The sequence below is a fragment of the Clostridium sp. D5 genome (assembly GCF_000190355.1).
In the GTDB taxonomy this organism is placed as follows: domain Bacteria; phylum Bacillota; class Clostridia; order Lachnospirales; family Lachnospiraceae; genus Faecalicatena; species Faecalicatena fissicatena_A.
The window spans coordinates 106,387-128,201 of record NZ_GL870810.1; the positions used below are offsets into that span (position 1 = coordinate 106,387).

21 protein-coding genes are annotated in these 21,815 nt (G+C 46.1%); 13 read left to right on the plus strand and 8 right to left on the minus strand.

The features are described from left to right. Window positions 1-429: 429 nt before the first annotated feature. Window positions 430-1,092 (minus strand): PAS domain-containing protein, encoded by a 663-nt coding sequence (locus HMPREF0240_RS06905; protein WP_035312618.1) that lies wholly within the window; start codon window positions 1,090-1,092, stop codon window positions 430-432. A gap of 221 nt (window positions 1,093-1,313) precedes the next feature. Then, entirely contained in the window at window positions 1,314-2,207 is an 894-nt protein-coding gene (locus tag HMPREF0240_RS06910; RefSeq protein WP_009002728.1) for a LysR family transcriptional regulator, read from the minus strand. Between the two features lie 454 nt (window positions 2,208-2,661). Here HMPREF0240_RS06910 and HMPREF0240_RS06915 point away from each other — a divergent pair, with 454 nt between their 5' ends. From HMPREF0240_RS06915 to HMPREF0240_RS06955, 9 genes are all read left to right on the plus strand, one after another. Then, window positions 2,662-3,606 (plus strand): glycyl-radical enzyme activating protein, encoded by a 945-nt coding sequence (locus tag HMPREF0240_RS06915; protein WP_009002729.1) that lies wholly within the window; start codon window positions 2,662-2,664, stop codon window positions 3,604-3,606. Between the two features lie 157 nt (window positions 3,607-3,763). Next, window positions 3,764-6,133, plus strand: coding sequence for a formate C-acetyltransferase/glycerol dehydratase family glycyl radical enzyme (locus HMPREF0240_RS06920; RefSeq protein WP_009002730.1), 2,370 nt, complete (start codon window positions 3,764-3,766; stop codon window positions 6,131-6,133). A gap of 56 nt (window positions 6,134-6,189) precedes the next feature. After that, on the plus strand, window positions 6,190-7,305 hold the full coding sequence (locus HMPREF0240_RS06925; RefSeq protein WP_009002731.1) for a hypothetical protein: 1,116 nt from the start codon (window positions 6,190-6,192) through the stop codon (window positions 7,303-7,305). 55 nt (window positions 7,306-7,360) lie between these two features. Beyond that, window positions 7,361-8,584: an iron-containing alcohol dehydrogenase gene (locus tag HMPREF0240_RS06930; protein WP_009002732.1), complete on the plus strand. Its 1,224-nt coding sequence runs from the start codon at window positions 7,361-7,363 to the stop codon at window positions 8,582-8,584. An 11-nt stretch (window positions 8,585-8,595) separates the two neighbouring features. Beyond that, on the plus strand, window positions 8,596-8,976 hold the full coding sequence (locus HMPREF0240_RS06935) for a RidA family protein (RefSeq protein WP_009002733.1): 381 nt from the start codon (window positions 8,596-8,598) through the stop codon (window positions 8,974-8,976). A gap of 61 nt (window positions 8,977-9,037) precedes the next feature. Continuing rightward, window positions 9,038-10,261: an aminotransferase class I/II-fold pyridoxal phosphate-dependent enzyme gene (locus HMPREF0240_RS06940; RefSeq protein ID WP_009002734.1), complete on the plus strand. Its 1,224-nt coding sequence runs from the start codon at window positions 9,038-9,040 to the stop codon at window positions 10,259-10,261. Window positions 10,262-10,621: 360 nt separating this feature from the next. After that, on the plus strand, window positions 10,622-11,044 hold the full coding sequence (locus tag HMPREF0240_RS06945; RefSeq protein ID WP_009002735.1) for a helix-turn-helix domain-containing protein: 423 nt from the start codon (window positions 10,622-10,624) through the stop codon (window positions 11,042-11,044). Window positions 11,045-11,064: 20 nt separating this feature from the next. After that, window positions 11,065-11,910, plus strand: coding sequence for an ABC transporter ATP-binding protein (locus tag HMPREF0240_RS06950; protein ID WP_009002736.1), 846 nt, complete (start codon window positions 11,065-11,067; stop codon window positions 11,908-11,910). Then, window positions 11,904-12,557, plus strand: a complete 654-nt coding sequence (locus tag HMPREF0240_RS06955) for an ABC-2 transporter permease (RefSeq protein ID WP_009002737.1) — start codon at window positions 11,904-11,906, stop codon at window positions 12,555-12,557. The genes HMPREF0240_RS06950 and HMPREF0240_RS06955 overlap by 7 nt, the downstream gene beginning before the upstream one ends. Before the next feature lie 252 nt (window positions 12,558-12,809). On the opposite strand, the gene HMPREF0240_RS06960 is transcribed toward HMPREF0240_RS06955, so the two are convergent. Genes HMPREF0240_RS06960 through HMPREF0240_RS06970 form a run of 3 tightly spaced genes read right to left on the minus strand, consistent with a single transcriptional unit; the run spans window position 12,810 to window position 14,766 of the window. Then, window positions 12,810-13,742 (minus strand): DUF4097 family beta strand repeat-containing protein, encoded by a 933-nt coding sequence (locus HMPREF0240_RS06960; RefSeq protein ID WP_009002739.1) that lies wholly within the window; start codon window positions 13,740-13,742, stop codon window positions 12,810-12,812. A 9-nt stretch (window positions 13,743-13,751) separates the two neighbouring features. Beyond that, window positions 13,752-14,420 (minus strand): permease prefix domain 1-containing protein, encoded by a 669-nt coding sequence (locus tag HMPREF0240_RS06965; protein ID WP_009002740.1) that lies wholly within the window; start codon window positions 14,418-14,420, stop codon window positions 13,752-13,754. Further along, the gene (locus HMPREF0240_RS06970; protein ID WP_009002741.1) at window positions 14,410-14,766 is read right to left on the minus strand and encodes a PadR family transcriptional regulator; all 357 of its coding nucleotides are present in this window, start codon (window positions 14,764-14,766) and stop codon (window positions 14,410-14,412) included. Before HMPREF0240_RS06970 ends, HMPREF0240_RS06965 begins: the two co-directional genes overlap by 11 nt. Before the next feature lie 290 nt (window positions 14,767-15,056). Here HMPREF0240_RS06970 and HMPREF0240_RS25290 point away from each other — a divergent pair, with 290 nt between their 5' ends. The 4 genes from HMPREF0240_RS25290 to HMPREF0240_RS06990 all read left to right on the plus strand — a co-directional run bounded on the left by HMPREF0240_RS25290 (window position 15,057) and on the right by HMPREF0240_RS06990 (window position 19,215). Continuing rightward, window positions 15,057-16,412: a GNAT family N-acetyltransferase gene (locus HMPREF0240_RS25290; RefSeq protein WP_347462569.1), complete on the plus strand. Its 1,356-nt coding sequence runs from the start codon at window positions 15,057-15,059 to the stop codon at window positions 16,410-16,412. A gap of 160 nt (window positions 16,413-16,572) precedes the next feature. Further along, window positions 16,573-17,325: a GNAT family N-acetyltransferase gene (locus HMPREF0240_RS06980; protein ID WP_009002743.1), complete on the plus strand. Its 753-nt coding sequence runs from the start codon at window positions 16,573-16,575 to the stop codon at window positions 17,323-17,325. Window positions 17,326-17,475: 150 nt separating this feature from the next. Next, entirely contained in the window at window positions 17,476-18,567 is a 1,092-nt protein-coding gene (locus HMPREF0240_RS06985) for a radical SAM protein (protein ID WP_009002744.1), read from the plus strand. A gap of 21 nt (window positions 18,568-18,588) precedes the next feature. Further along, window positions 18,589-19,215, plus strand: coding sequence for a TetR/AcrR family transcriptional regulator (locus HMPREF0240_RS06990; protein ID WP_009002745.1), 627 nt, complete (start codon window positions 18,589-18,591; stop codon window positions 19,213-19,215). Window positions 19,216-19,232: 17 nt separating this feature from the next. On the opposite strand, the gene HMPREF0240_RS06995 is transcribed toward HMPREF0240_RS06990, so the two are convergent. The 3 genes from HMPREF0240_RS06995 to HMPREF0240_RS07005 all read right to left on the minus strand — a co-directional run bounded on the left by HMPREF0240_RS06995 (window position 19,233) and on the right by HMPREF0240_RS07005 (window position 21,645). Beyond that, window positions 19,233-19,559: a hypothetical protein gene (locus tag HMPREF0240_RS06995; protein ID WP_009002746.1), complete on the minus strand. Its 327-nt coding sequence runs from the start codon at window positions 19,557-19,559 to the stop codon at window positions 19,233-19,235. A 112-nt stretch (window positions 19,560-19,671) separates the two neighbouring features. Next, window positions 19,672-20,937 carry a DNA polymerase IV gene (locus tag HMPREF0240_RS07000; protein WP_009002747.1) on the minus strand — a complete coding sequence of 422 codons (1,266 nt, stop codon included), beginning with the start codon at window positions 20,935-20,937 and terminating at the stop codon, window positions 19,672-19,674. Window positions 20,938-20,985: 48 nt separating this feature from the next. After that, window positions 20,986-21,645, minus strand: a complete 660-nt coding sequence (locus tag HMPREF0240_RS07005; protein WP_009002748.1) for a DUF3298 and DUF4163 domain-containing protein — start codon at window positions 21,643-21,645, stop codon at window positions 20,986-20,988. Window positions 21,646-21,815: the final 170 nt, after the last annotated feature.

The following is a 21,815-nucleotide window of genomic DNA, read 5'->3' on the forward strand; positions in this document are numbered from 1 at the left end:
ATTCACCGTTTAATCTGATGATTAAACGCCTCAGGCGTTCTAAAAATCTGCTTCGGAAGCAGATTTTTTCTGACTGATTTCGCGGATTTCCTCTAACTGCCGCTATGCTCGCTAAAAGTATTTCCAACAGGACAGGTGCTTTTCACAGTCCGTCCCGGCTCACGGTAAGCTAGGTTCATCCGCCGATAGGAAAGAACTCCTTCCCCGGTTGGATCCCAGACCGGGACAGTGGATGGTATAGAATTGGCGTAACGTTTATATCCCCAGTACCTCCCCGGCATCCCTGTCACCTTGATGAGTATGTCAGAGGCAGACGTCCAAATTATTCTACAGATATTGACTATTTGTTATCTCAACTTTATGAAAATACGTAGTCGTTAGTTATCTTTTTTCTCTCCTATCATGGCAGCCTCCCAATAAAACCCTTTATTAACTGGTCTCTGAGTCTTCCGGCTGATTCTTCAGATGTGAGAGTTCCCTGTACACCGTAGGTATGCTGCATCCAAGAATGCGTGCAATCCGCGGCACGGATCCTTTGACTAGGAACACCTTTTTTTCCTGCAGTCTAGAAAGAATAGTAATCCGGTCGTTTCTTGAAAACTCTTTGGGGATTTCTTCCTCATACAGGCCGTGAAGCGTCTCGGCGATTGTGTTAGAGACACTGTCCTGAAAGGTTTCGCTGTCTGAATTATCACTGTTGGCAACCTTGGCTTTGCCTGTCTCCAGTCCACCCAGCATATGCGCCAGATTGCTGATCAGCTGGTAATCTGTTGTGTCCATGTTGATGCAAAGCATTCCAAGAAGGGTATCCCCGGATTTGATAAAATATGTGGACGAGCGCAGGAGCTTGTTATTTCCTGTATGTCCGGAATAGCTTGCTATGTAATCCCGGTTCCTCCATTCTCCGCTGCTGACCATTTTCTTTGCGAAATCTGTCATCGGGGCACCCACGCTGCGTCCGCTGATATGATTATTGGTAATGGCAACAATACTTTCTGTCCTGCAGTCCAGCACTGCTACCTCAAAGCTTTTTCCAAGAGCTTCCCCCAGAAAGGGAACAAGTCTTATGTAATAATTCATCAGATCTTCCATATGCATCACCTAAATTAATTTTTATTGCCTGACGGCTGTCTTTCTGAAAAACAATATATAGTTGGTATGAATAATTTTAATACCAATATATGGTAATTTCAGCCTATCATGAAATTGCTGCATGGTCAAGGTTACTCATAATCAAAAGATGCTAAAATGCAGCCGGATACTGCCTCTTAAACCATGGAAAATGCAGCGGGGCCGAATTGCTGTGCTCTAAGTTATACCGGTTTTGTATCCGGAAACTGGCGGAAGTAGTTCTGAGCAAATGTAATAAATGCCCGGCTGATCGGGGAGATGGAATTGAGATCATTGTACATAATCATAATTTCCCTGAATGGCTCTTCGATCAGTGGTTTCGCTATAAAGGGGAGGTTCAGGTATTTTTTAAAGGACATCTCCGGGAGGATGCTTACGCCCAGGTTCTGGGCGATCATGGAGACTGTCAGGTTGTCATCGGACACGGAGTAGACAATATTCAGTTTTAAATGATATTTGCGGATGAGCTGCCCTACCTGATGGTTGGGCCCTTCACCCGGCATGATGAATACCTCTGGTTCCAGGTCGTGCAGGGAAATGGCTTCTTTTTCGGCGAGGGGATGGCTGCAGGGCAGGATTGCCTGCAGACTCTCACGAAACAGGGGGATTGTCTTAAAAGGAAGTTCGGCGGAGACGGATGAAAATCCAAAGTCTACCCTGCCGCCGGCAAGCATTTCCTCAACTTCCTCGTAATTACCGTCGATAACGACAATGTGAATCTTCGGATACTGCAGGTTGAACTGGCGCAGGAGGTCGGGGAAGCATTGGATTGCCAGGCTTGGAATCGTGGCAATGCAGAGTGTGCCGGATTCATATTCATTGTAAGAGGTAAGCGTAAAGTCCAGTGTATTCTGTGCATCCACTATATTGCGGATATGTGGGAGCACATCAATCCCTGCCCGGGTGAGGCTGATGTCATTGTTTTCACGGTTCAGTAGTTTAAATCCAAAGGATTTTTCAAGGGTAGAGATAGAATGGCTGACAGCGGACTGCGTGTAGCCAAGTTCATTGGCAGCCTTCGAAAAACTACGGTGCTCCAGGACCTTGAGAAAGATTTCGTATTTTACAGTATCCATAAATACCTCCTATGTTGTGTATTATGACGGGACTTTTGGCAACTATTTACAAATATATAAAAAATTAAAATAGTTTACGAACAATATGTATATGAACATGTATGCGATTACATCTCTGATAACCCCGCGGAAGGTGATCGTTTGTTTCGTGCACTATGAACAAAATGATGATATTTTTTTATTAAAATATGCCCTATGAAAAAAATGAACGGTAAAATGAAAATTACTTGTTGGATTTTTAACGAATTTATTGGTACCATAATTATATAAAAATTGATTGATGATTTAAGAGAAATCAAATAAAAGTAAATGAAAGAGTTGAATTATTGAGTAATTATAAAACAAAAGTTTTGAAATTACAACTACTTTTTTAAAAGCTGAGATTTTGATTGAATAATTATGAGGATAAACAAGGTGATAATTAATTATTAAAAAGTATGAGGGAGAAAAGAACATGGGAGATTTAACAGGAAGACTCTTTAACATTCAGAAATGCTGTAACAGAGACGGACGCGGGATGAGGACCACAGTGTTTTTTAAGGGATGCGGGCTTCATTGTCTCTGGTGCGCAAATCCGGAGGGAATCTCTTTTAAACCGGAGATTGCGCTGAATCCGGCAAATTGTATGGGATGCGGATTCTGTCTGAAGAAATGTCCGAATAAAGCGGTCTGTTTAGATGAAGAGGGTGTCATGCAGTATAACAGGGCAAAGTGTACAGCATGCGGACTTTGCGCGCAACTGTGTCCCACGGAGGCCAGAAAGCAGTTCGGTCAGGACTATACGGTAGATGAATTGTTCAGGCGCATTTATCAGGACCGCTTTTATTTTGAACATTCCGGAGGCGGAGTTACTTTTTCCGGAGGGGAGACACTGATGCAGCCCCGATTCCTGCATGCAATCGCAAAGAAATGCAGGGAATATCACATCAATGTTGCAATAGAGACATGCGGGTGCGGGGATTATGATTCCTTCGCTCCATGTCTGGACTACATAGACTTTATCTACTTTGATATAAAACATATGGACAACGGCATGCATGAAGAAATCACGGGCCAGCCAAATGCAGCCATTCTTGAGAACTTGAAAAGAATCAGCGCCCATGGCAATGAAATCTGTGTACGTACTCCGGTTGTTCCAGGTTGGAATGACTCAAAAGAAAATATCAGGGATACGGCGCAGTTTATAAGCACACTGCCTTCTGTACGGCGGTATGAACTTCTTGCTTATCATAAGCTTGGCATCAACAAGTATAAGATCCTGGGGAAAGAATATCCGCTGCCGGATGTTGAGGAGCCGGGTACTGACCATATGCTCCATCTGGTGGAAACGGCAAATGAGATACTGATACCTGCAGGAAAAAAATGTTTTTATAATATTGACAACAGCGCTGATGAGTAAAAGGACTGCTGTCTGTACCCTGGCCGTCTGCAGAGCTAGACAGATCCCGGCCGGCAGTATAAAACGGTGTAAATGTGATTGTTAACTTTGGAAGCATGGCAGTGCGGTACAAAGTTCAATAAACAAGAAAACCAATTTTCATGAAGGAGGAAACACAATGAGCAGTAACAAAGTTGAATTCCTGAAGTCGCGGCTGCGCGACACCCACCCGTCTATTTCCCTGGACAGAGCAAGACTGGTAACCGAGTTCTACCGGACCCCTTCCGTAGAATCTCCGATTTCCAGAAAAGCACATTTGCTGGAATATCTGCTGAAGAACATGAAAATCTTCATCAATCCACAGTCCATTTTTGTAGGAGACCACGGCGAGAGATACAGATCTGTTCCCGCATATCCGGAATGGGGTTCTAACTGGATACTGGAAGATATTGACACATTTGACACCCGTTCTACCGACAATATGGAATGGGTGAACCCGGGTGACAAGGAAGAACTGATCCGCATCTGTACAGAGTGGAAAGGCCATGGCTTCCGGGAGATTGTAGACAGCAGGATTCCGAATGATATGAAGCAGGCTTCCCTGGACGGTCTGATTACAATCGGCTCCCGTATCGTTTCAACGGCAAGCCATATGCCGCAGTATGATGTTGTTTTCCAGAAGGGGTTCCGCAAGCTGATCGAAGAGATTCAGGAGAAGCTGGATGGCATCGAACATTATGATTTTGTCACGCAGGAGCAGAAAGATACCTGGGAAGGTATGCTTGTCACTTTAAATGCGGCGATTATGTTTGCACACCGCTATGCAGATCTTGCCCGTGAGATGGCACAGACAGAGGCGGATGAAAATCGCAGAGAGGAGCTTCTGCGCATTGCAGTGACCTGCGAACGGATTCCGGAATATCCGCCGGAAACCTTCTATGAGGCGATGCAGTTCTTCTGGTTCATCCATTTGATCTATCAGATCGAGAATGCAGGACACAACCATTCAGTCGGACGTTTTGACCAGTTCATGTATCCATATTTCCAGCACGACATTGAAGCGGGAATCGCTTCAGAGGACGATATCGTGGAGATGATCGAATGTATGCTGATCAAGTGGACCGAGATATTCGAACTGCGTGATCATATTGAGGCAGAGGCCTATGCGGGATTCCCAATGTGGACGAACCTGACGATCGGCGGTATCGATGCAGACGGAAAGAATGCATGTAACCGGCTGACTTATCTGTTCTTAGAGGCAGCAGACGGCGCACAGACAACACAGCCTGCGATCTCCTTCCGCTATAACAAGAAGATCGACAGGGAGACCTTCAGAAGAGCGCTGCAGCTTACCCAGAAGGGACTTGGGCAGCCTGCTTTCTTCAATGATGATATCAATATTCCGCGTGTGCTGGCCAATGGATGCAATGATATCCGGGAGGCCCGCGACTATGCGATTGAAGGCTGCGTGGAGGCACAGGTTCCGGGCAAGACGGATTTCCGCCCGGTAGCCGGATTTATCAACATCCTGAAAGTACTGGAACTGACCATGTACAACGGCGTGGATCCAAAGACGGGACGCCAGTTCGGGCCGAAGACGGGCACAATGGAAGAGATGGATACCATGGAGAAATTCATGGATGCCTATAAAGCACAGCTGTCTTATATCATTGATTACCATCTGAAAGCATACGGAATCTGTTCTGCACTTCATTCACAGATCTGCCCGACGGTATTTGCCTCTACTTTGGTAGACGGCTGTATTGAAAAAGGCCGTATCCTGCAGAAGGACGGTGCAAAATACAGCAGTACAGGTACCTTCATCAGCGGGGTGGCAAATGCTGCCGATTCACTGGCTGCGATCGACCAGGTTGTGTTCCGCCAGAAGCTGCTGACAATGCCGGAACTGCTTGAGATTCTTGCAAATAATTATGAGGGACACGAGGAGTGGCATCAGATGCTCCTGAATAAGTATGTACATTTCGGCAATGATGAAGATCTGGTAGACGATTACTGCCGTCAGGTTGTAACCTACTGCGCAGAAGAAAACCGTGCGCATCAGGATTCGCGTTTCGGCCAGTATGAACTGATACTTTTGAACCAGACCTATAATATCTGGCAGGGACGTGTCGTAGGGGCTACGCCTGACGGACGTATGGACGGGGAACCGTTGGCGAACAATGCGTCACCGTCTAACGGCATGGACCGCAACGGCCCGACTGCAGTAGGCAACTCCATCGGAAAGATGGATACGATTATGGTTCCGAAGGGGGTTCTGGTAAACCATAAATTTGATCCTGCCGTTGCAAAGGGCGAGAAGGGGCTGGAGATGCTCGAGTCATTTGTAAAAGGATATTGTGAAGCAGGCGGACAGCATGTTCAGATCAATGTAGTAGATACAGAGACGCTGCGTGATGCGCAGGCTCATCCGGAGAACTATAAGAACCTGATGGTACGTGTGGCAGGTTACTCCGCATTTTTCGTAGAGCTTGACCCGCGTGTACAGGAAAATATCATTGGGCGTACCGAACATACAAACTGCTGCTGATCCACATGCAAAAGGGATAAGAGAGTAAAAAACAAGAGAGAGAGGGATACAAATATATGGATAAGAAAAATATGAGCTGGTTCACATTTTTTAAATTAGCAGGTGCACTGCTTGCATTCCTGATTGGTTCCGGTTTTGCATCCGGGCAGGAGACCATCCAGTACTTTTCGGGCTATGGGTATATGGCCGTTGCTGTAGGTATTATTAATTTCTTAATGATGTATCTGACTTATGTAGCATATGCATATGCGGGCAGGACCCGCGGCCTGGCCAACCTGAATGAAGTTGCAACATTTTATGCGGGTAAATATGCAGGCAAATTATTTGAAATCTTCGCGTGGTTGTTTGTAGCCTGCTGTTTTATCTTCATGTGTTCAGGCGGTGCATCCACATTTAACCAGCAGTGGGGCGTACCGATGCCTATTGCTACGGCTATTATGGTTATAGCTGCTGTGGCTACAGCAATCTTTGGACTGAAGCGTACTGTCGATGTAATCGGATGGCTTGGACCTGTAATTGTCTGCTTTACATTGATTGTCGGCCTGATTTCAGCTTTCACATTCTTCCCGCGTATTTCGGAAGGGATTGCTCTTCTTGACAGCGGGGCTGTTACTATTACCCGGGGAACGAATCATTGGCTTACAGCCGGATTCTCGTTTGGAGGCTGCTCCCTTCTTCTGGTTTCCAACTTCGTTTCAACACTGGCATATGACCAGCGGGAATATAAGTTCGGCCGTTTCAAAATGATTCTTTTTACAGGTGCATTCTTCATTTCCACCGTTTCCGTCCTGATGGGGCTGAACCATCTGGGCAACATTGAGGAGGCTTCAACAGTTGCAATTCCTAACCTGGCACTGGCTTCCCATATTATGGGGTCTGTCGGCACTCTGTTTGCTGTTATTATCATACTGGCCATATACTCCACGATCTGTCCATCTCTGTGGAATACGATTAACTTTTTCATCAAAGATGATAAAAGTCCGAAGTATAAGCTTGCGGTTGTAGGATTTGGCGTACTTACTTATGTACTGTGCCTCTTCGTACCATATCAGCAGCTGCTTGGAGTTATTATGACCTACTGTGGTTACACCGGATTTATTGTATTTTTTGTTATTGTGATCCGGTACTTTATGGTAAGATCTAAAGACCAAAAAGAGGGAATCAAGGCTTAATCCATCCTGCACTGCGATGGAATGTATAAAAATTATAAGGCTAGGAGGTTTTAACATGTTTAGACCAGTTGCACAGCTGCCTTTGGATTACAGCGTATTTAAAGATAAAAAGTCCATATTTTCCTGGGCACCATCCGGAGCAATTCTTTTTGGAAACGGTGCAGCAGCAAAGACCGGGGAGGAATTGAAAAAACTGGGTGTCAATAGAGCGGTGCTCGTCACAGACCAGGGGCTTGTAAAGTTCGGAATTGCGGCTAAGGTCATGGAGTCTGTAAAAAGTGCGGGCATTGAGCTGAACGTATACGACCAGTGTGAACCGGATTCTTCGGTAGAAACGGTGGAGAAGATTGTAAGTTTAAGCAAAGATGCAGATGTCATAATTGGCCTTGGCGGCGGGAGTTCTATGGACCCCGCCAAGGCAGCTGCAATCGTTGTTACCAACGGAGGCAGTATCAGAGATTATCAGGGGTGTGACAAATTTAAGACCGCCCCTCTGCCTGTGGTAGCTATTCCTACCGCGGCGGGAACCGGAAGTGAGTGCACACCGTTTGCCGTCATTGCAGACCGGCAGAGAGAGTGGAAGATGCCCATCGGGGGCACCGGGATCATGCCGGCGCTGGCAATCTGTGATCCGGAGCTGACCTATTCGCTTCCGGCGGGGATTACTGCGGCAACGGGCATGGACGCGCTGACCCATGCGATTGAGGCGTACACTTCACGCTGTACGGAGCCGATTTCCGATGCACTGGCATGCCAGGCGATAAAACTGATCGCACATGCCCTGCGTCCGGCAGTCTACCGTGGTGACAGCGATAAGGACGCCCGCTACGATATGATGATGGGCGCGATGCTGGCAGGCTATGCATTTACTACGGCAAGTCTTGGAATATCCCACTGCATGGCACATCCCCTGGGGGCGCAGTACCATGTTCCACATGGCGTTGCCAATGCCCTGTGTCTTCCGGTTGTTATGGAATTCAACATGGGGGCCTGGCCGGAACGCTATGCAGACATCGCCGGGTTCTTCGGAGTTAAAACAGCTGGGCTGTCCGTGAGAGAAGCCGCGAAGAAAGGGGTTGCGTGTGTCTATGAACTTTTAGAGGATATGCCGATCCCGCCGCTTGCGTCCTATGGAGTAACAGAAGAAAGCCTGGACCGTCTGGCCGACGATGCAATGCAGGGGGGCGATCGTCCTAACAATGCAAGGATGACGACAAAAGATGACTTTATCCGTTTGTACAGGAAGGTGATGGAACTCAGGAAAGATGAAAAAATTTAAGGAGAGAGTTTATGCGAGAAATAATATCAACTTCATCGGCTCCAGCGGCTATTGGACCGTATTCACAGGGAAATCAGATAGGAAACCTGCTCTTTCTGTCAGGGCAGCTGCCGGTCGATATGGAGACCGGTAGTTTTCCGGAAAGCGTGGAAGAACAGACGGAGAAGTCATTGGCCAATATCCGTTCTATTCTTGAGGCAAAAGGAGGGACGATGGATCACGTTGTAAAGACTACAGTATTCCTTAGCGACATGAATCATTTTGCTTCCATGAACACTGTATATGAGAAATTCTTCACATCTGGCGCATATCCTTCACGCAGTGCGGTAGAGGTGGCAAGGCTGCCCAAGGATGCACTGGTGGAGATTGAGGCGATCGCCTATATTGAATAACATTTCGGTTCACGGGATGTCCCGAAACCGGATAACTGCATCAGGTAAGGAGAGAATACACATGAAGTACAATTTTGATGAAATCATTGACCGCCGTCACACCAGCTGTATGAATACCGACGGGTTCAGGCAGTATATTTTCCATGCGGATGAGAATATGAAATTCCCCTATGCGGATGAGGAGTTCATCCGAATGTGGATTGCAGACATGGAGTTTGCCGCACCGGATTGTATTACCGAAGGAATCAAAAAAAGGCTCAGCCGGAAGATATTCGGATACACGAGGCTTTTCGGGGATGAGTATTACAAGGCATTTCTGGCATGGACGAAGAAACTGTATAACTGGACATTTCCACAGTCAGACCTCTATATATCCCATGGAGTTATTCCTGCATTATATGAACTGACCGGCTATATATGCAAACCGGGAGACAAGGTGCTGATACTGACGCCTTCGTACGCGTACTTCAAGTATGCAGCAGAGTATAACGATGTGGAATATGTCTGCGCAGACCTGCTGAACCGGAAACAGGACGGCTATTATGAAATGGATTTTGAAGATATCAGGAAAAAGGCAGCGGATCCGGCGGTAAAATTATGCATATTCTGCAGTCCCCACAATCCTTCCGGGCGCATCTGGACAGAGGAAGAACTGCGCACATTCGCAGATATCTGTCTGAATAACGGCCTGCTGATCATCTCGGATGAGATCCATTGTGATCTGATCCGCGGCGGACTTACGCATACGCCCCTTGCGAAGCTGTATCCTGACAGCGATAGGCTCATTACCTGCATGGCTCCCAGCAAGACATTTAATACTGCCGGCCTGCAGTTTTCCAATATCATTATTCCAAATGAGGACGTCAGAAAGCTCTGGCTGGCACGGCATAATTTTGACCTGAACCCGCTTTCACTGGCTGGCGCCCAGGCAGCCTATGAAGGGGGATACGACTGGATGATGGAGCTGAGGCAGTATCTGGATGCAAACTTCGAATATGTGCGTGACTATCTGAAGGAGCATCTGCCGGAAGCCGTATTCAGGATTCCGGAGGCAACCTACCTTGGCTGGGTGGATATAAAGGCCTATGTGGAGGAGGGGATGGATCTGCCGCTGTTCTTTGCCGAAAAGGCAGGGGTTCTGCTGGAGGGCGGTAATATGTTTGTGCAGAATTCAGATACTTACATCCGCCTGAATGTGGCCTGCCCAAGGGCCGTGCTTTCCGAGGGGCTTACGAGAATCTGTAAGGCTCTTAACGAACGTAAATGTGACATATCAAAAGTATGATATACGTTCGGCCATGCATAAATATCAGGGTGCAGAAAAATTTCCTGGTTCAAATACTGCGTAAGATAAATCGCCTTCGTATGGAGGATGGATCAGAAGTGATATTGAAGCATATGAAGGGACACAGATATGAAAGGATTAGAGATTTCAAAAAGGTGCTTCGAGGCCTGTTGGATTAAATGAAATATATACATATAGAAGGAACAGGAAAGAGGGGACAGAATTACGATGCCAAACATCGGATTCTGCCCTCCTCTTTTTTGTGTTTCACGCAACCAGAGTTAACATGAATTGGTGATTGTGGTTGGTTGAACAGGCTGGCATTACAGGAGTATAATAAATCAGGAGGTATGAAAATACATGAAAAACAGAAAAGGAACGATTGGGAATACATTGAGATGTCTGCGGATGAAACATAAATATACGATGGAAGAGCTGGCGAAGGTTATCGGGGTATCCAGGCAGTCCGTAGCAAAGTGGGAAAATAATGAAAGTCTGCCTGATTTATTGAAGTGCAGTGATCTGGCAAATCTCTACGGCATTACCGTAGATGCTATTATTAATGGGAGTTTTGCAGATAACAGTGAAGAATCTGAGGATGATGGAAAATACATTTTTGGAATTGTATCTGTAGGAGAAAGAGGGCAGATCTCTCTTCCTAAAAAGAGCAGAATCGTTTTCGATATTCATGCAGGAGACAGTCTGCTGGTGCTCGGAGATAAGAAGAAAGAGGGGATCGCTATCGTAAAAGTGGATATCATCAAGGATATTGTCACAAAGTAGGCAGACAGGAGGAACTTAATATGGCAGTACTGACAGTCAAAGATCTGTGCAAAAGCTATGCAGCATTTCGGTTAGACCATGTTTCATTTACATTGAAAGAGGGGAGCATCATGGGCTTTATCGGAAGAAATGGAGCCGGAAAAACTACTACATTAAAGTCATTGCTGAATTTGGTGCATCCCGATCAGGGAACCATTGAATTTTTCGATATGGATTTTAAAAAGCAGGAGCAGGAGATTAAGCAATTGATCGGTTACGCGGCGGGGGAATGCAATTATTATCCCAAAAAGAAATTAGAAACCATCGTACATTATACAAAGCCTCTGTTTGAACGTTGGGATGAGAGTGCTTACCGGAATTATATGCAGTTATTTGAACTGGATGACCAGAAAAAGTTATGTGAATTATCCTGCGGCATGCGAGTAAAATTCAGCCTGGTACTGGCCTTGTCACACCATGCCAGATTACTGATACTGGATGAGCCCACCAGCGGCCTGGACCCGGTGTCCCGGGATGAATTGCTTAACATATTTCTGCACTTGAAAGAGAAAGGCATCTCAGTGCTGTTTTCCACCCATATCACTTCCGATCTGGATAAATGTGCAGAAGATATCACTTACATCAAAAAAGGAAAAATCATTGCATCCGAGTCAATGGAGCACTATATCGACCGGTTCCGTCTGGTAGTTCTGCCTCAAAAAACAGATATGGATGCATCAAAGTTTATTGGAATTGATCACCAAAAAAACTGCGACACAGGTCTGATAAACACAGAAGATGAAAAACTGTTCCGCGATCACAAGATTCTGGTTCCGGATCTGGAAACTATAATGGTGCACATGGAAAGAGGGGATATGATATGTTAAATTTATTAAAGAAAGAATTTGGCCTGACCGGTTCACCTATAACCTATATATTTATAGCAGCAGCCGGTATGTCCATGATACCAAATTACCCCATTTTAGTAGTAACATTTATCCTGAGCATTGGTTTCTCCGTATCATTCCAGACAGCCAGAGAAACCCAGGATATCCAGTATTCCATCATCCTTCCCGTCAAAAAGCGTGATATAGTAAAAGCGAAATTCCTGTTTGTCGTACTAATCGAGCTGGCAGTCCTTATACTGCTCACCCTCATAGTTACCTTAAAAGCAATATTCTTACAAAACTCCGTGTTATATGCAGAGAACCCATTAATGAACTCCAACATCGCATACCTGGGATACACCTCCATCTGCTTCTCCATCTTCAATACCGCGTATCTCACCCAATACTTCAAAACAGCAACCCGCCTGGGCAAACCCTTCCTCATCTACAGCCTGCTCGAATTTCCCGCAATCATCATCTTTGAAACCCTGCACCACCTTCCCGGATTCTCAAACCTAAATTCAATCCGCGGACAATTCTGCACATTACAAGTAACCGTTCTTCTCATTGGATTACTAATATTCATATGTACGACCCTAATATCTTATCGTGTCAGCGCAAAAAAATTCGAAATATTAGACTTATAATACATATAGCTAATTAGTTTTTTCAATATCATAATCCGGCCATATTTTATGAATGTGCAGAAAAAAATACCCAGTATAGTCTGACAGACTAAAAAATCCATCAAATCTATAATAAGAATCTGAAGAGCCAATTCCATCCGCCTCCCCCGCAAGGCTGCTCCTCCTGAAGAGTCCGTACTACCGACCTAAAGAGCCCAGCCGCAGGAACCGGACATCAAGGTGACGGGAAGCGTCCCTTCTAGCCGGCAAAACCTACAGCCTCTTCACCTCAGCCCCCCCGCTGACACTCTCAAAGCTGAAGGAGTTCCCCCCATTTTTATATGTTCCGCGTCCTTCTTTCTGTGACATTTCGAAATCACAGTTAAAGTAACCGCTTACGGTGTCAAATTTATAAGTAAATCCGTTGTTTTCCGGGATGGTAAATGAAGCGCTTCCGCTGACGCTGTCTGTTCTTATTTTATCCGGACAGATATCAGACTTTACAGAGATTAATCCTGATACGGTATCTGAATCAATACTCTGGAAGCTTCCTTCTACCTGCACATCCCCGCTTGTTGTATCAGTATCCATCTTGCCGTCCACATACAGTGAGCTTCCGGTCAGGCGGCCGCTGGTACTGTTCATAGAAAGCTTGGAGGTTCTGCATCCGGTTAGATCAAAATCACCTGACGTGGAATCCAGGCGGAACTGATCCGCTGTAATTCCGCTTATCTTTGCATCCGAAGAAATCGTATCCAGAGAGAATGATCCCATCTTTTCGGCTGTCTTTTCCGGAATCTTGACAAAAAGTTCTTTGTGGAGAGTGGACGTATTAAAGAAGAAGCGTTTCTGTACCTTCTGATATTGAATGATCAGCCTGCCGTTTTTAACATAATACTGCAGCTGTTGCTTTTCACTCAGATCCTGTGAGGCCTTTTCATAAAACTGTACGGTTTCTCCGTCGTATGTTTCCACATTAACGCGCCCGTCAAGCCAGTTTATTTCCAGGTCTTTTACGTCATCGCCATTGATCTTGGCGTTTCCCGTTTTGTACTTTCCTGAATCTGCGTAGTAGTAGCCGTTGTTAATCCCAATGGAAATAACATTAATTTTTCCGAACAGACCCAGAAGAAGTATTACAATCAGGGCAGCAGCAGCGATTGACCATGCTACGATCCTGACAATTGCCGATTGTCTTCTATTCATGATTTCCTCCTATTTTTTCAGTTCGAATATGGCCTTCAGGATTCCCTCCACAGCAACTCCGATCAGGAATATGACCCATGTGATATGCCATGCCATCGTCCAGAAACTGATTATGATATAAATGACTACAATAACGGCCCACAAAGCACTGCTGATCGCCCTCAATGCCCTGCGGCTGGAATCTGTCTGCTCCTGCCACTCTTTGAATTCTTCTACAATAGAGTCATCGGTTCTGTGGTAGCGCGGTTTTGTCATATTGTTATATATAATCAGCGCTGTTGCGACTGCAATCATAATAAACATGAGAGCCGGTGCGAGTCTGTTCTCAAAGACGGTGTCGGATAGCAGGATAGGCGGAAGAATACTCATAATGTACATCATAACTGCTATAGAAATCAGAACGGCCGACTTCCTGCGTCCCTTTTCCAGCTCTTCCGTGGTTATAGAAAGGCCGCCGCCGGATGTTGTTCCGTGAAGTCCTGCCAGAAGTTCATCCATATCTCCGATGCTTGCAACCGCAATATTGTACGCGGCCTCGGGAGTCTTACCCTCCGCCATCATGTCGTGGTACTTATCTACCAGGTTCTGCAGAATCTCTTCCTTTAATTCTACGGATTTTCTGGTTGGTTTTACATCCCGGAACAGATGATCCATATATGCTCTTAACTTATCTTCCATTTGTATCCTCCCTCTTTTTACTGCTCTTTATTAAGATATCTATTAAACCTTTTGCTTCATCCCACTCTGTTTTCATCTGCTGGTAAGCCAGATCGCCCTCCGGAGTGATGGAATAGTAACGTCTCCGGGCGCCTGTGTTCTCATCGCCCCAGTAAGAACATATATATCCGGCACTTTCCAGACGCCGGAATGCTGTGTAAAGGGTCGCTTCTTTGAGTTCATACTGATTATTGGTTTTTACCTGAATGTCTTTATTAATCTTATATCCATAACTGTCTTCCTCCGTTAAATGGGCCAGGATGATTGTGTCCGTATGTCCGCGAATCAAATCGGATGCTATTGACATATATTCATACCTCCTTCTTTATACTTACATTTAAACATAGTATACCTCGCCTGTCAAGGTATATATGGGCATAATATATATTCATGACAATTGTCATGTGTTTTTATGGAATGTTCGGCTTAAATATAGTAAACTGAGTTTAGTACAGGCGCAGTATAAATGGAAGACAGTGTTATTTTAGAAGCTAAAGACGGTATGAGCACAGTTCTGTCGAAGTGCGTTACGCAAGGGGGATCACCAGGGGGGTATATTATAGAAACTTATGAGGAACTTATAAGGTGGACAAAACTATGTTAAAAGCAATTGTTATAGGAAGCCCTGGTGCAGGGAAAAGTACATTTGCCCGGAAACTAAGGGATATGACAGGATTACCGCTATACTATCTGGACATGCTGTGGCATAAGCCGGATCAAACAAACATTCCCAGAGAAGAATTTGATACGCTGTCGAATGATATTATAAAAAAAGACAGTTGGATTATTGACGGTAATTATCAGAGAACACTTGAAGCTCGTTTGAAAGCATGCGACACCGTTTTTCTAATGGATTATCCGTTGGAAACCTGCCTATCAGGAGTAGAGTCCCGCATAGGAAAAAAACGTGAAGATATGCCATGGATCGAATCGGAATTTGATGAAGAATTTAAACAATGGATTATTGATTTTCCAGATAAACAGCTGCCTCGGATATATGAACTGCTGGATAAATATCAGAAGGAAAAAGAGATAGTTATTTTTAAATCGAGGAAAGATGCGGATGATTATTTGTGCAATGCCGGTATGAAGGCATACCCAAGGGTACACCGTAATGCATGCCCACACGGGCTGGGCTGCGTCAAGCCGCAGAATAAGGTATTTAAGTTACAGCAGCGCCATAAAGCGGAACCGATCTTCGCGGGCTGGGACGAGACGATCATCTGGTCATGTCTGCAGAATGTGATGGGAGACATCTATGCAGATGATACAGACAACCCAAACTCAGCCATGGCTATGCTGGGAGATTTTTGTTTCCTGGCAGGGGAACCTAATGAAGAGCTGGCCGTATATAAGCCGGCTTGCTGCAGACAAGATTTTATAATTATGGTTCCGCAAAATGACCAGTGGAGCAGGGTAATTGAAAAGTATTACGGGAAAAATGCGAAAAAAGTAGTGCGCTATGCATTTAAAAAAGAGAAAGAGGTTTTCGACAAAGAAGCATTAGAAGCAGCAGCAGCCGGGCTGGCGGCGGAATATCGTATAAAGATGATAGATGAATCCATTTTCAGGCAATGCAAAGATCTGGCGTGGAGCAGGGACCTGGTATCTCAATATGATGATTATTCAGAGTATCAGGACCATGGGCTGGGAGTGGTGATATTGAAAGAAGATGAAATCGTGTCCGGAGCATCCTCTTATGCAGGCTATATAGGAGGAATCGAAATCGAGATTGATACAAGGGAAGATCATCGCAGACAAGGCCTTGCTTATGCGGCCGGCGCAAAGCTGATTTTAGCGTGCATGGAACGGGGCTGGTATCCCAGCTGGGATGCCCAGAATAAAGGGTCTGCAGCATTGGCAGAAAAACTGGGGTATCATTTTGATCATGCCTATTGCGCTTATGAGATATGGGAATATGGATGTGCGGTGGAGAAAGAAAATGAAGCATGAATTATAGCAATTTCTAACGACATAAGATTATCCTTGCTGACGATTACAGACGAAAGCTGGATTTATATATGACATACAGATGTCATGTTCTATATGTTAAGCTGAATAAAAAAATAACCGTTACACAGGCTATGCGGCGAAGGAAAGAGGAGAAGCATATATGGAATTGATTAAGTTGACAAAGGAAAATCTGGAGAAGGAACATATCTGCTGTGCAATTTCCGGCAACAAAGACTGCCAGGTTGTCTCCAAGAAGGCATGGCTGAGGGAAAGGCTGGACGAAGGTCTGGTATTTTTGAAAGGAGATGTGCGGGGCAAATGCTTTATAGAATATATCCCCGCCGAGGCGGCATGGGTGCCCGTCAAAGCACCGGGATATATGTATATCAACTGCTTCTGGGTATCCGGTAAGTTTAAGGGACAGGGGTATTCCAGCCAGCTGCTGGAAGCGTGCGTCCGGGATAGCCGTGAAAAGGGAAAGAAAGGGCTTGTTATACTATCTTCCGCAAAGAAAAAGCCATTTCTAATGGATCCCGGATATCTGAAACATAAGGGCTTTCAGACCGTGGACACGGCAGAGCCTTTTTATGAACTGATGTACCTGCCGTTTGATGAAAATGCGGACAGACCGGCATTTCTGAAACATGCGAAAAAGCCTCATATAGAAGAGAAAGGATACGTAGCATACTATACAAATCAATGTCCGTTTACGGCAAAATATGTTCCGATTCTGGAGGCGGCAGCTCTCAGAAATCAGGTGCCGTGGCGCTCGGTAAAAATAGAAACAGCGGTACAGGCCCAAAGAGCACCGATGCCGTTTACCTCTTTCAGTCTTTTTTATGATGGGAAATTTGTAACAAACGAAATACTGTCGGAAAAGAAGTTTGAAAGTATGATACAGAAGCGAAATTAAATTCACGAGTTACAAATAAAGAAAAGTTTTATCTGCTCTTGACAGGCTAATGAATACTAGCTATACTGAAAATGTAAAGCGAGTGATCATTAGCCTGTCCGTTTATCGTGCAAAGCAGGCTGATATCTGCAGAAAGAAAAGAGGGAAAGGATGCAGACATTTCAATTAGAAGAATATTTAAGCGGCGGTGTAGAAAATATCATAAAAGGGATACTCAAAGCCTCCCTGGACAATCCGAAGGAAAGCGCGTTTATGGTGCAGTATGCGGCGGCCTCGAGGGCAGCACGGAAACTGCGTCAAAGAGCAGAAGAGAGCGGGGAACATATTCCACCGTTTTTGATTGCAAGTATAACCAGCCTGTGTAATCTCCACTGCAAAGGCTGCTATGCACGGGCGAATCATCTGTGTGAGGAGGAGATTACGAAGAGGCAGATGACCAGGGAAGAGTGGGGCAGCCTTTTTTCCCAGGCCGAGGAGACTGGAATTGGATTTATTCTGCTGGCGGGAGGGGAACCCTTATTGAGACGGGATGTCCTGGAAGAGGCGGCAGTACATAAGCGGATTTTATTTCCTGTATTTACAAACGGGACGATGCTGAATGAATCCTATGAACAGCTGTTTACCGATCACAGGAACCTGGTGCCGGTTTTCAGCATCGAAGGAGAGCGGGGAAGAACAGATGAACGGCGCGGGGAGGGCGTTTATAAGATATTGTCAGATTCCATGGAACGGATGAGAAAAGCGGGAATTCTCTTTGGCACATCCATTACTGTGACAAAAGAAAATATAGCAGAAGTGACTTCCCGCGACTTCACGGAAGAACTTGAAAAGGCCGGATGCAAAGCCGTCATTTATGTAGAGTATGTTCCCGCTGACGGGCAGACGCAGGAACTGGCACCGGATGATGCAGACAGGTCATTTATGGAGAAAAGGCTCACAGAACTTCGAAGCCGGAATACTTCCATGTTATACATATCCTTCCCTGGAGACGAGAAATCATCAGGCGGCTGTCTTGCGGCGGGCCGGGGATTTTTCCATATCAACGCAGACGGAGGGGCAGAACCGTGCCCATTTTCCCCATATTCAGATACAAACATCCGCGGGAAAAGCCTTCGGGAAGTGCTGCGCTCCCCACTGTTTGCAAGGCTTCAGGCAGGCGGGCTGCTGAATGCGGAGCACAGCGGCGGGTGCGTGCTGTTCGGGCGGGAGCGGGAAGTACAGGCGCTGCTGCAGTGCGAATAGACAGTTTATAAGGAGACACATATGACAACGAAAGAACGGATTATAGAGGAAGCTTTGACCCTCTTTGCGGAAAAAGGATATCAGGGTACCAGTGTGAAGAACATTGCGGACGCTGTGGGGATCAAAGACAGTTCTCTGTATAAACATTATAAAAGCAAACAGGAAATTTTTGATACGATTGTACAGGAGATGTCCTTTAGGATGGAACGGATGTCTCTGGATTACGGTCTTCCGGGTGAAGCTGATATGGAAGAGGCTGCCGCACTGTACGGCGGTTTGTCGCTTGAGGCACTGCTGGCACTTAGCAGAGATATCTTCCTTTTTTATCTGAAGGACGAATTCGCCGCAAGGTTCAGAAGGATGCTGACAATCGAGCAGTACAGGGACAAAGGCATATACAAAGTATACCGTCAGATCTTTATGGAGGCCAGTATCGCATATCAGAGTGCCCTGTTTGAAGAAATGTGCAGAAGGAAAATTTTCAGAGCAGCAGATCCGGAAGTGATGGCGCTTCACTTTTATTCCCCCATTTTTTTCCTTCTCAATAAATACGACCAGGAGCCGGAGAAAGAAGCGGAAGCCCTTCGGGTCCTTGAGCGGCATGTGAGAGAATTCGCACGCATTTATCAGGGGGAAGAGCTGAAATAGTAAAAATGTCCGGCAGGCTACAGGCTCTGGGAGGACTTCCAGAGCACGGTCCATTTCTGATGCTCCACATAATAGAGCAGATGGAAAAGATATCTGCGTGCATCCACCACTGCGTCGCATTCGTATTCTACGGTGGGAATGCCGCAGTAATTCTTTTTTTCAAAGGAAAGTACATGCAGGTTTGTCAGAGTGCGGATCTCTCCGTCCTCCCCCTGGAACTTGATCAGCTTCGGGATGGCGGTCCCGGTGCTTGTATACCAGACACCGCAGGCCACTGGTTCCTGACGTCCCCGTATCTTTCCGGCATCCGGTGTATGAACATTAATTCCGATTCCCATACCCATAACTTATATACCTCCTGTCTCCTGGTGTGTCGGAACAGATACACACCTGTTTTTCATTCTCTTAACAGATCCCCTGTATTAAAAAAAGTAAAATTATCTGCCGGAGTAAAATTTATTGGATACAGAGGCGGGAATAGTCTACATCCCGTTTTTCCCGCGAAATACCGCCTTCCAGGTGATCAATAGGCGTGTCCAGAAAGGCGGCGCGCCGGACCGCATCCATACCATATCTTTTCCGGATAGAATCAATCGTACTGTCCCAGGTCTCCAGCTTGGCATAGTCTGCCGTATCGAAAAGGCTCATCTGCCGTAGTGCCATCCCGTCCTGCAGTCTGCCTGTATGGATTCCCAGATGCCGGATTGCTGTCCTGCCGTCCCATAGATGGTCAAAGAGACGGCAGGCAAAACGGTACAGCTCCGTTGTAATATTGGTAGGATTGTCCAGAATCATCTGGTGGCTGGCATAGCTCAGATCAAAGCTTTTGATCCCCACAGACATCAGCTCCGCCTGTACCTGATTCTCCCTGAGTCTGGAGCCCACCGTCTCGGCAAGCCCCAGGAGCACCAGATGGGCGGTCTCCATATCCGTCACATCAAAGGCGATGGTAGTAGAATTGCCGTATCCCTTCTGCGGAGGCGGATCAGGTTCTACAGAGGAAAAATCAATCCCGTTGGCAAAAGCCCAGACAACCTCCCCGTGTTTTTTCAGATGGGAGGAAAGAAGCCCCGGGTCACTTGCCGCCAGTTCTCCGATCGTGCGGATGCCAAGCTTGAGAAGTTTGGAGGCCGTGGCCCTGCCTACAAAAAATAAATCCGAGACAGGGAGCGGCCACATTTTCTCCTGGATTTCTTCCGGAAAAAGGGTGTGAACCCGATCAGGCTTGCGAAATCCGCTGGCCATCTTCGCCAGCAGCTTGTTGCTGGAGATTCCTATATTTACGGTAAAGCCAAGCTCTTCCCGGATACGGTCCCTGATGTTCCTGGCGGTATCTGCCGGGCTGCCAAAGAGATGCATGGTGCTGCTCATATCCATAAAGGCTTCGTCAATGCTGTACTGTTCTACCGAGGGGGTATATTCCCCCAGGAGCTTTATAAAGGCATCGGAACATTTCTGGTAAAGCCCGTAGTTGGGTGGAACCATATAGAGGGCGGGACACTTCTGGCGGGCTTCCAGAACTGTCTGTCCGGTATGAATACCGAACCGTTTTGCCGGAACGCTTTTGGCCAGGATGATGCCGTGTCTTGCTGCCATATCCCCGGAAACCGCGGAAGGAATCGTACGCAGATCCAGGGTGCCGCCCAGATGATGAAGACGGTATGCGGCTTCCCAGGAGAGAAACGCACTGTTTACATCAATGTGGTAAATTACAGACTGCATGGAGCCTACCTCCTTTAAAACGATTGTAACAGAACATACGTTCTGTATTCAAGAGGTAATATTTTCCGGGTAAGGAAGCCGGAATTCCGGGATCCCCGTGGCATAGGGGGCAATGTCATATTGCTGATAATATATGACGATATTGCGCGGCTCCAGATAATAACTTTTCGGATTGAAATGCTCCCGTATGAGAGTTGGATAATCATCAAAATAGGAAGAGGGGGAGATCTTCAGGCGCTCGGCAATCTGTCTTTCAATCTCCTTAAATATGCTTTCCGGATAAGAAGAGTCTCCGGAATAGAAAGTCTGGAGCCAGATACGGAAGCCGGTAAAAAAGTCCCAGGTATCGGATTCCCGTAGGGTCATGCCGTGGGCGCCGCCCATATAGGTATACTGGTCATGATAAAGACTGGAAATGGAATCATGATTCAGTGAGACTGTAAACTGGATATCCATTTCATAGGAATTAAAAGGGATCTGCTGGTTATTCTGGATATACCGGGCGCTTTCAACGGCCTGGGGATAAAGAACTGTTTTGCAGTAATGTTCTGTTGCCCGGGAAGTACAGGCATAGTACTGATTAATCTTCCTGACGGCAGCAGCGCTGCATGTGGTTGTGAAACAGGGATAGCGGATCTTATAGATAAATACGGCAATATCACGGTAGAACATTGTATTTTCCAGAACTTTTTGAGAAACTGTCTGCATGGCGGCCTCGAAAAAATAAAATTAGTATACTATATTGCAAAATGCCGGGAAATATACCTCCCAGCGAATGAACCTGTACGGGAACGGACACCCTCATGAAGAGCCGGCTGGCTGGCGCAGGACTTCTGCAGCCGGCTCTTCATGAGGGTGTCCGTTCCCGTACAGGTTCA

Excerpts from the sequence above, each read along its gene's own strand:
- HMPREF0240_RS06905 (WP_035312618.1), bottom strand. The coding sequence starts at position 1,092 with ATGGAAGATCTGATGAATTATTACATAAGACTTGTTCCCTTTCTGGGG.
- HMPREF0240_RS06910 (WP_009002728.1), bottom strand. The coding sequence starts at position 2,207 with ATGGATACTGTAAAATACGAAATCTTTCTCAAGGTCCTGGAGCACCGT.
- HMPREF0240_RS06915 (WP_009002729.1), top strand. The coding sequence starts at position 2,662 with ATGGGAGATTTAACAGGAAGACTCTTTAACATTCAGAAATGCTGTAAC.
- HMPREF0240_RS06920 (WP_009002730.1), top strand. The coding sequence starts at position 3,764 with ATGAGCAGTAACAAAGTTGAATTCCTGAAGTCGCGGCTGCGCGACACC.
- HMPREF0240_RS06925 (WP_009002731.1), top strand. The coding sequence starts at position 6,190 with ATGGATAAGAAAAATATGAGCTGGTTCACATTTTTTAAATTAGCAGGT.
- HMPREF0240_RS06930 (WP_009002732.1), top strand. The coding sequence starts at position 7,361 with ATGTTTAGACCAGTTGCACAGCTGCCTTTGGATTACAGCGTATTTAAA.
- HMPREF0240_RS06935 (WP_009002733.1), top strand. The coding sequence starts at position 8,596 with ATGCGAGAAATAATATCAACTTCATCGGCTCCAGCGGCTATTGGACCG.
- HMPREF0240_RS06940 (WP_009002734.1), top strand. The coding sequence starts at position 9,038 with ATGAAGTACAATTTTGATGAAATCATTGACCGCCGTCACACCAGCTGT.
- HMPREF0240_RS06945 (WP_009002735.1), top strand. The coding sequence starts at position 10,622 with ATGAAAAACAGAAAAGGAACGATTGGGAATACATTGAGATGTCTGCGG.
- HMPREF0240_RS06950 (WP_009002736.1), top strand. The coding sequence starts at position 11,065 with ATGGCAGTACTGACAGTCAAAGATCTGTGCAAAAGCTATGCAGCATTT.
- HMPREF0240_RS06955 (WP_009002737.1), top strand. The coding sequence starts at position 11,904 with ATGTTAAATTTATTAAAGAAAGAATTTGGCCTGACCGGTTCACCTATA.
- HMPREF0240_RS06960 (WP_009002739.1), bottom strand. The coding sequence starts at position 13,742 with ATGAATAGAAGACAATCGGCAATTGTCAGGATCGTAGCATGGTCAATC.
- HMPREF0240_RS06965 (WP_009002740.1), bottom strand. The coding sequence starts at position 14,420 with ATGGAAGATAAGTTAAGAGCATATATGGATCATCTGTTCCGGGATGTA.
- HMPREF0240_RS06970 (WP_009002741.1), bottom strand. The coding sequence starts at position 14,766 with ATGTCAATAGCATCCGATTTGATTCGCGGACATACGGACACAATCATC.
- HMPREF0240_RS25290 (WP_347462569.1), top strand. The coding sequence starts at position 15,057 with ATGTTAAAAGCAATTGTTATAGGAAGCCCTGGTGCAGGGAAAAGTACA.
- HMPREF0240_RS06980 (WP_009002743.1), top strand. The coding sequence starts at position 16,573 with ATGGAATTGATTAAGTTGACAAAGGAAAATCTGGAGAAGGAACATATC.
- HMPREF0240_RS06985 (WP_009002744.1), top strand. The coding sequence starts at position 17,476 with ATGCAGACATTTCAATTAGAAGAATATTTAAGCGGCGGTGTAGAAAAT.
- HMPREF0240_RS06990 (WP_009002745.1), top strand. The coding sequence starts at position 18,589 with ATGACAACGAAAGAACGGATTATAGAGGAAGCTTTGACCCTCTTTGCG.
- HMPREF0240_RS06995 (WP_009002746.1), bottom strand. The coding sequence starts at position 19,559 with ATGGGTATGGGAATCGGAATTAATGTTCATACACCGGATGCCGGAAAG.
- HMPREF0240_RS07000 (WP_009002747.1), bottom strand. The coding sequence starts at position 20,937 with ATGCAGTCTGTAATTTACCACATTGATGTAAACAGTGCGTTTCTCTCC.
- HMPREF0240_RS07005 (WP_009002748.1), bottom strand. The coding sequence starts at position 21,645 with ATGCAGACAGTTTCTCAAAAAGTTCTGGAAAATACAATGTTCTACCGT.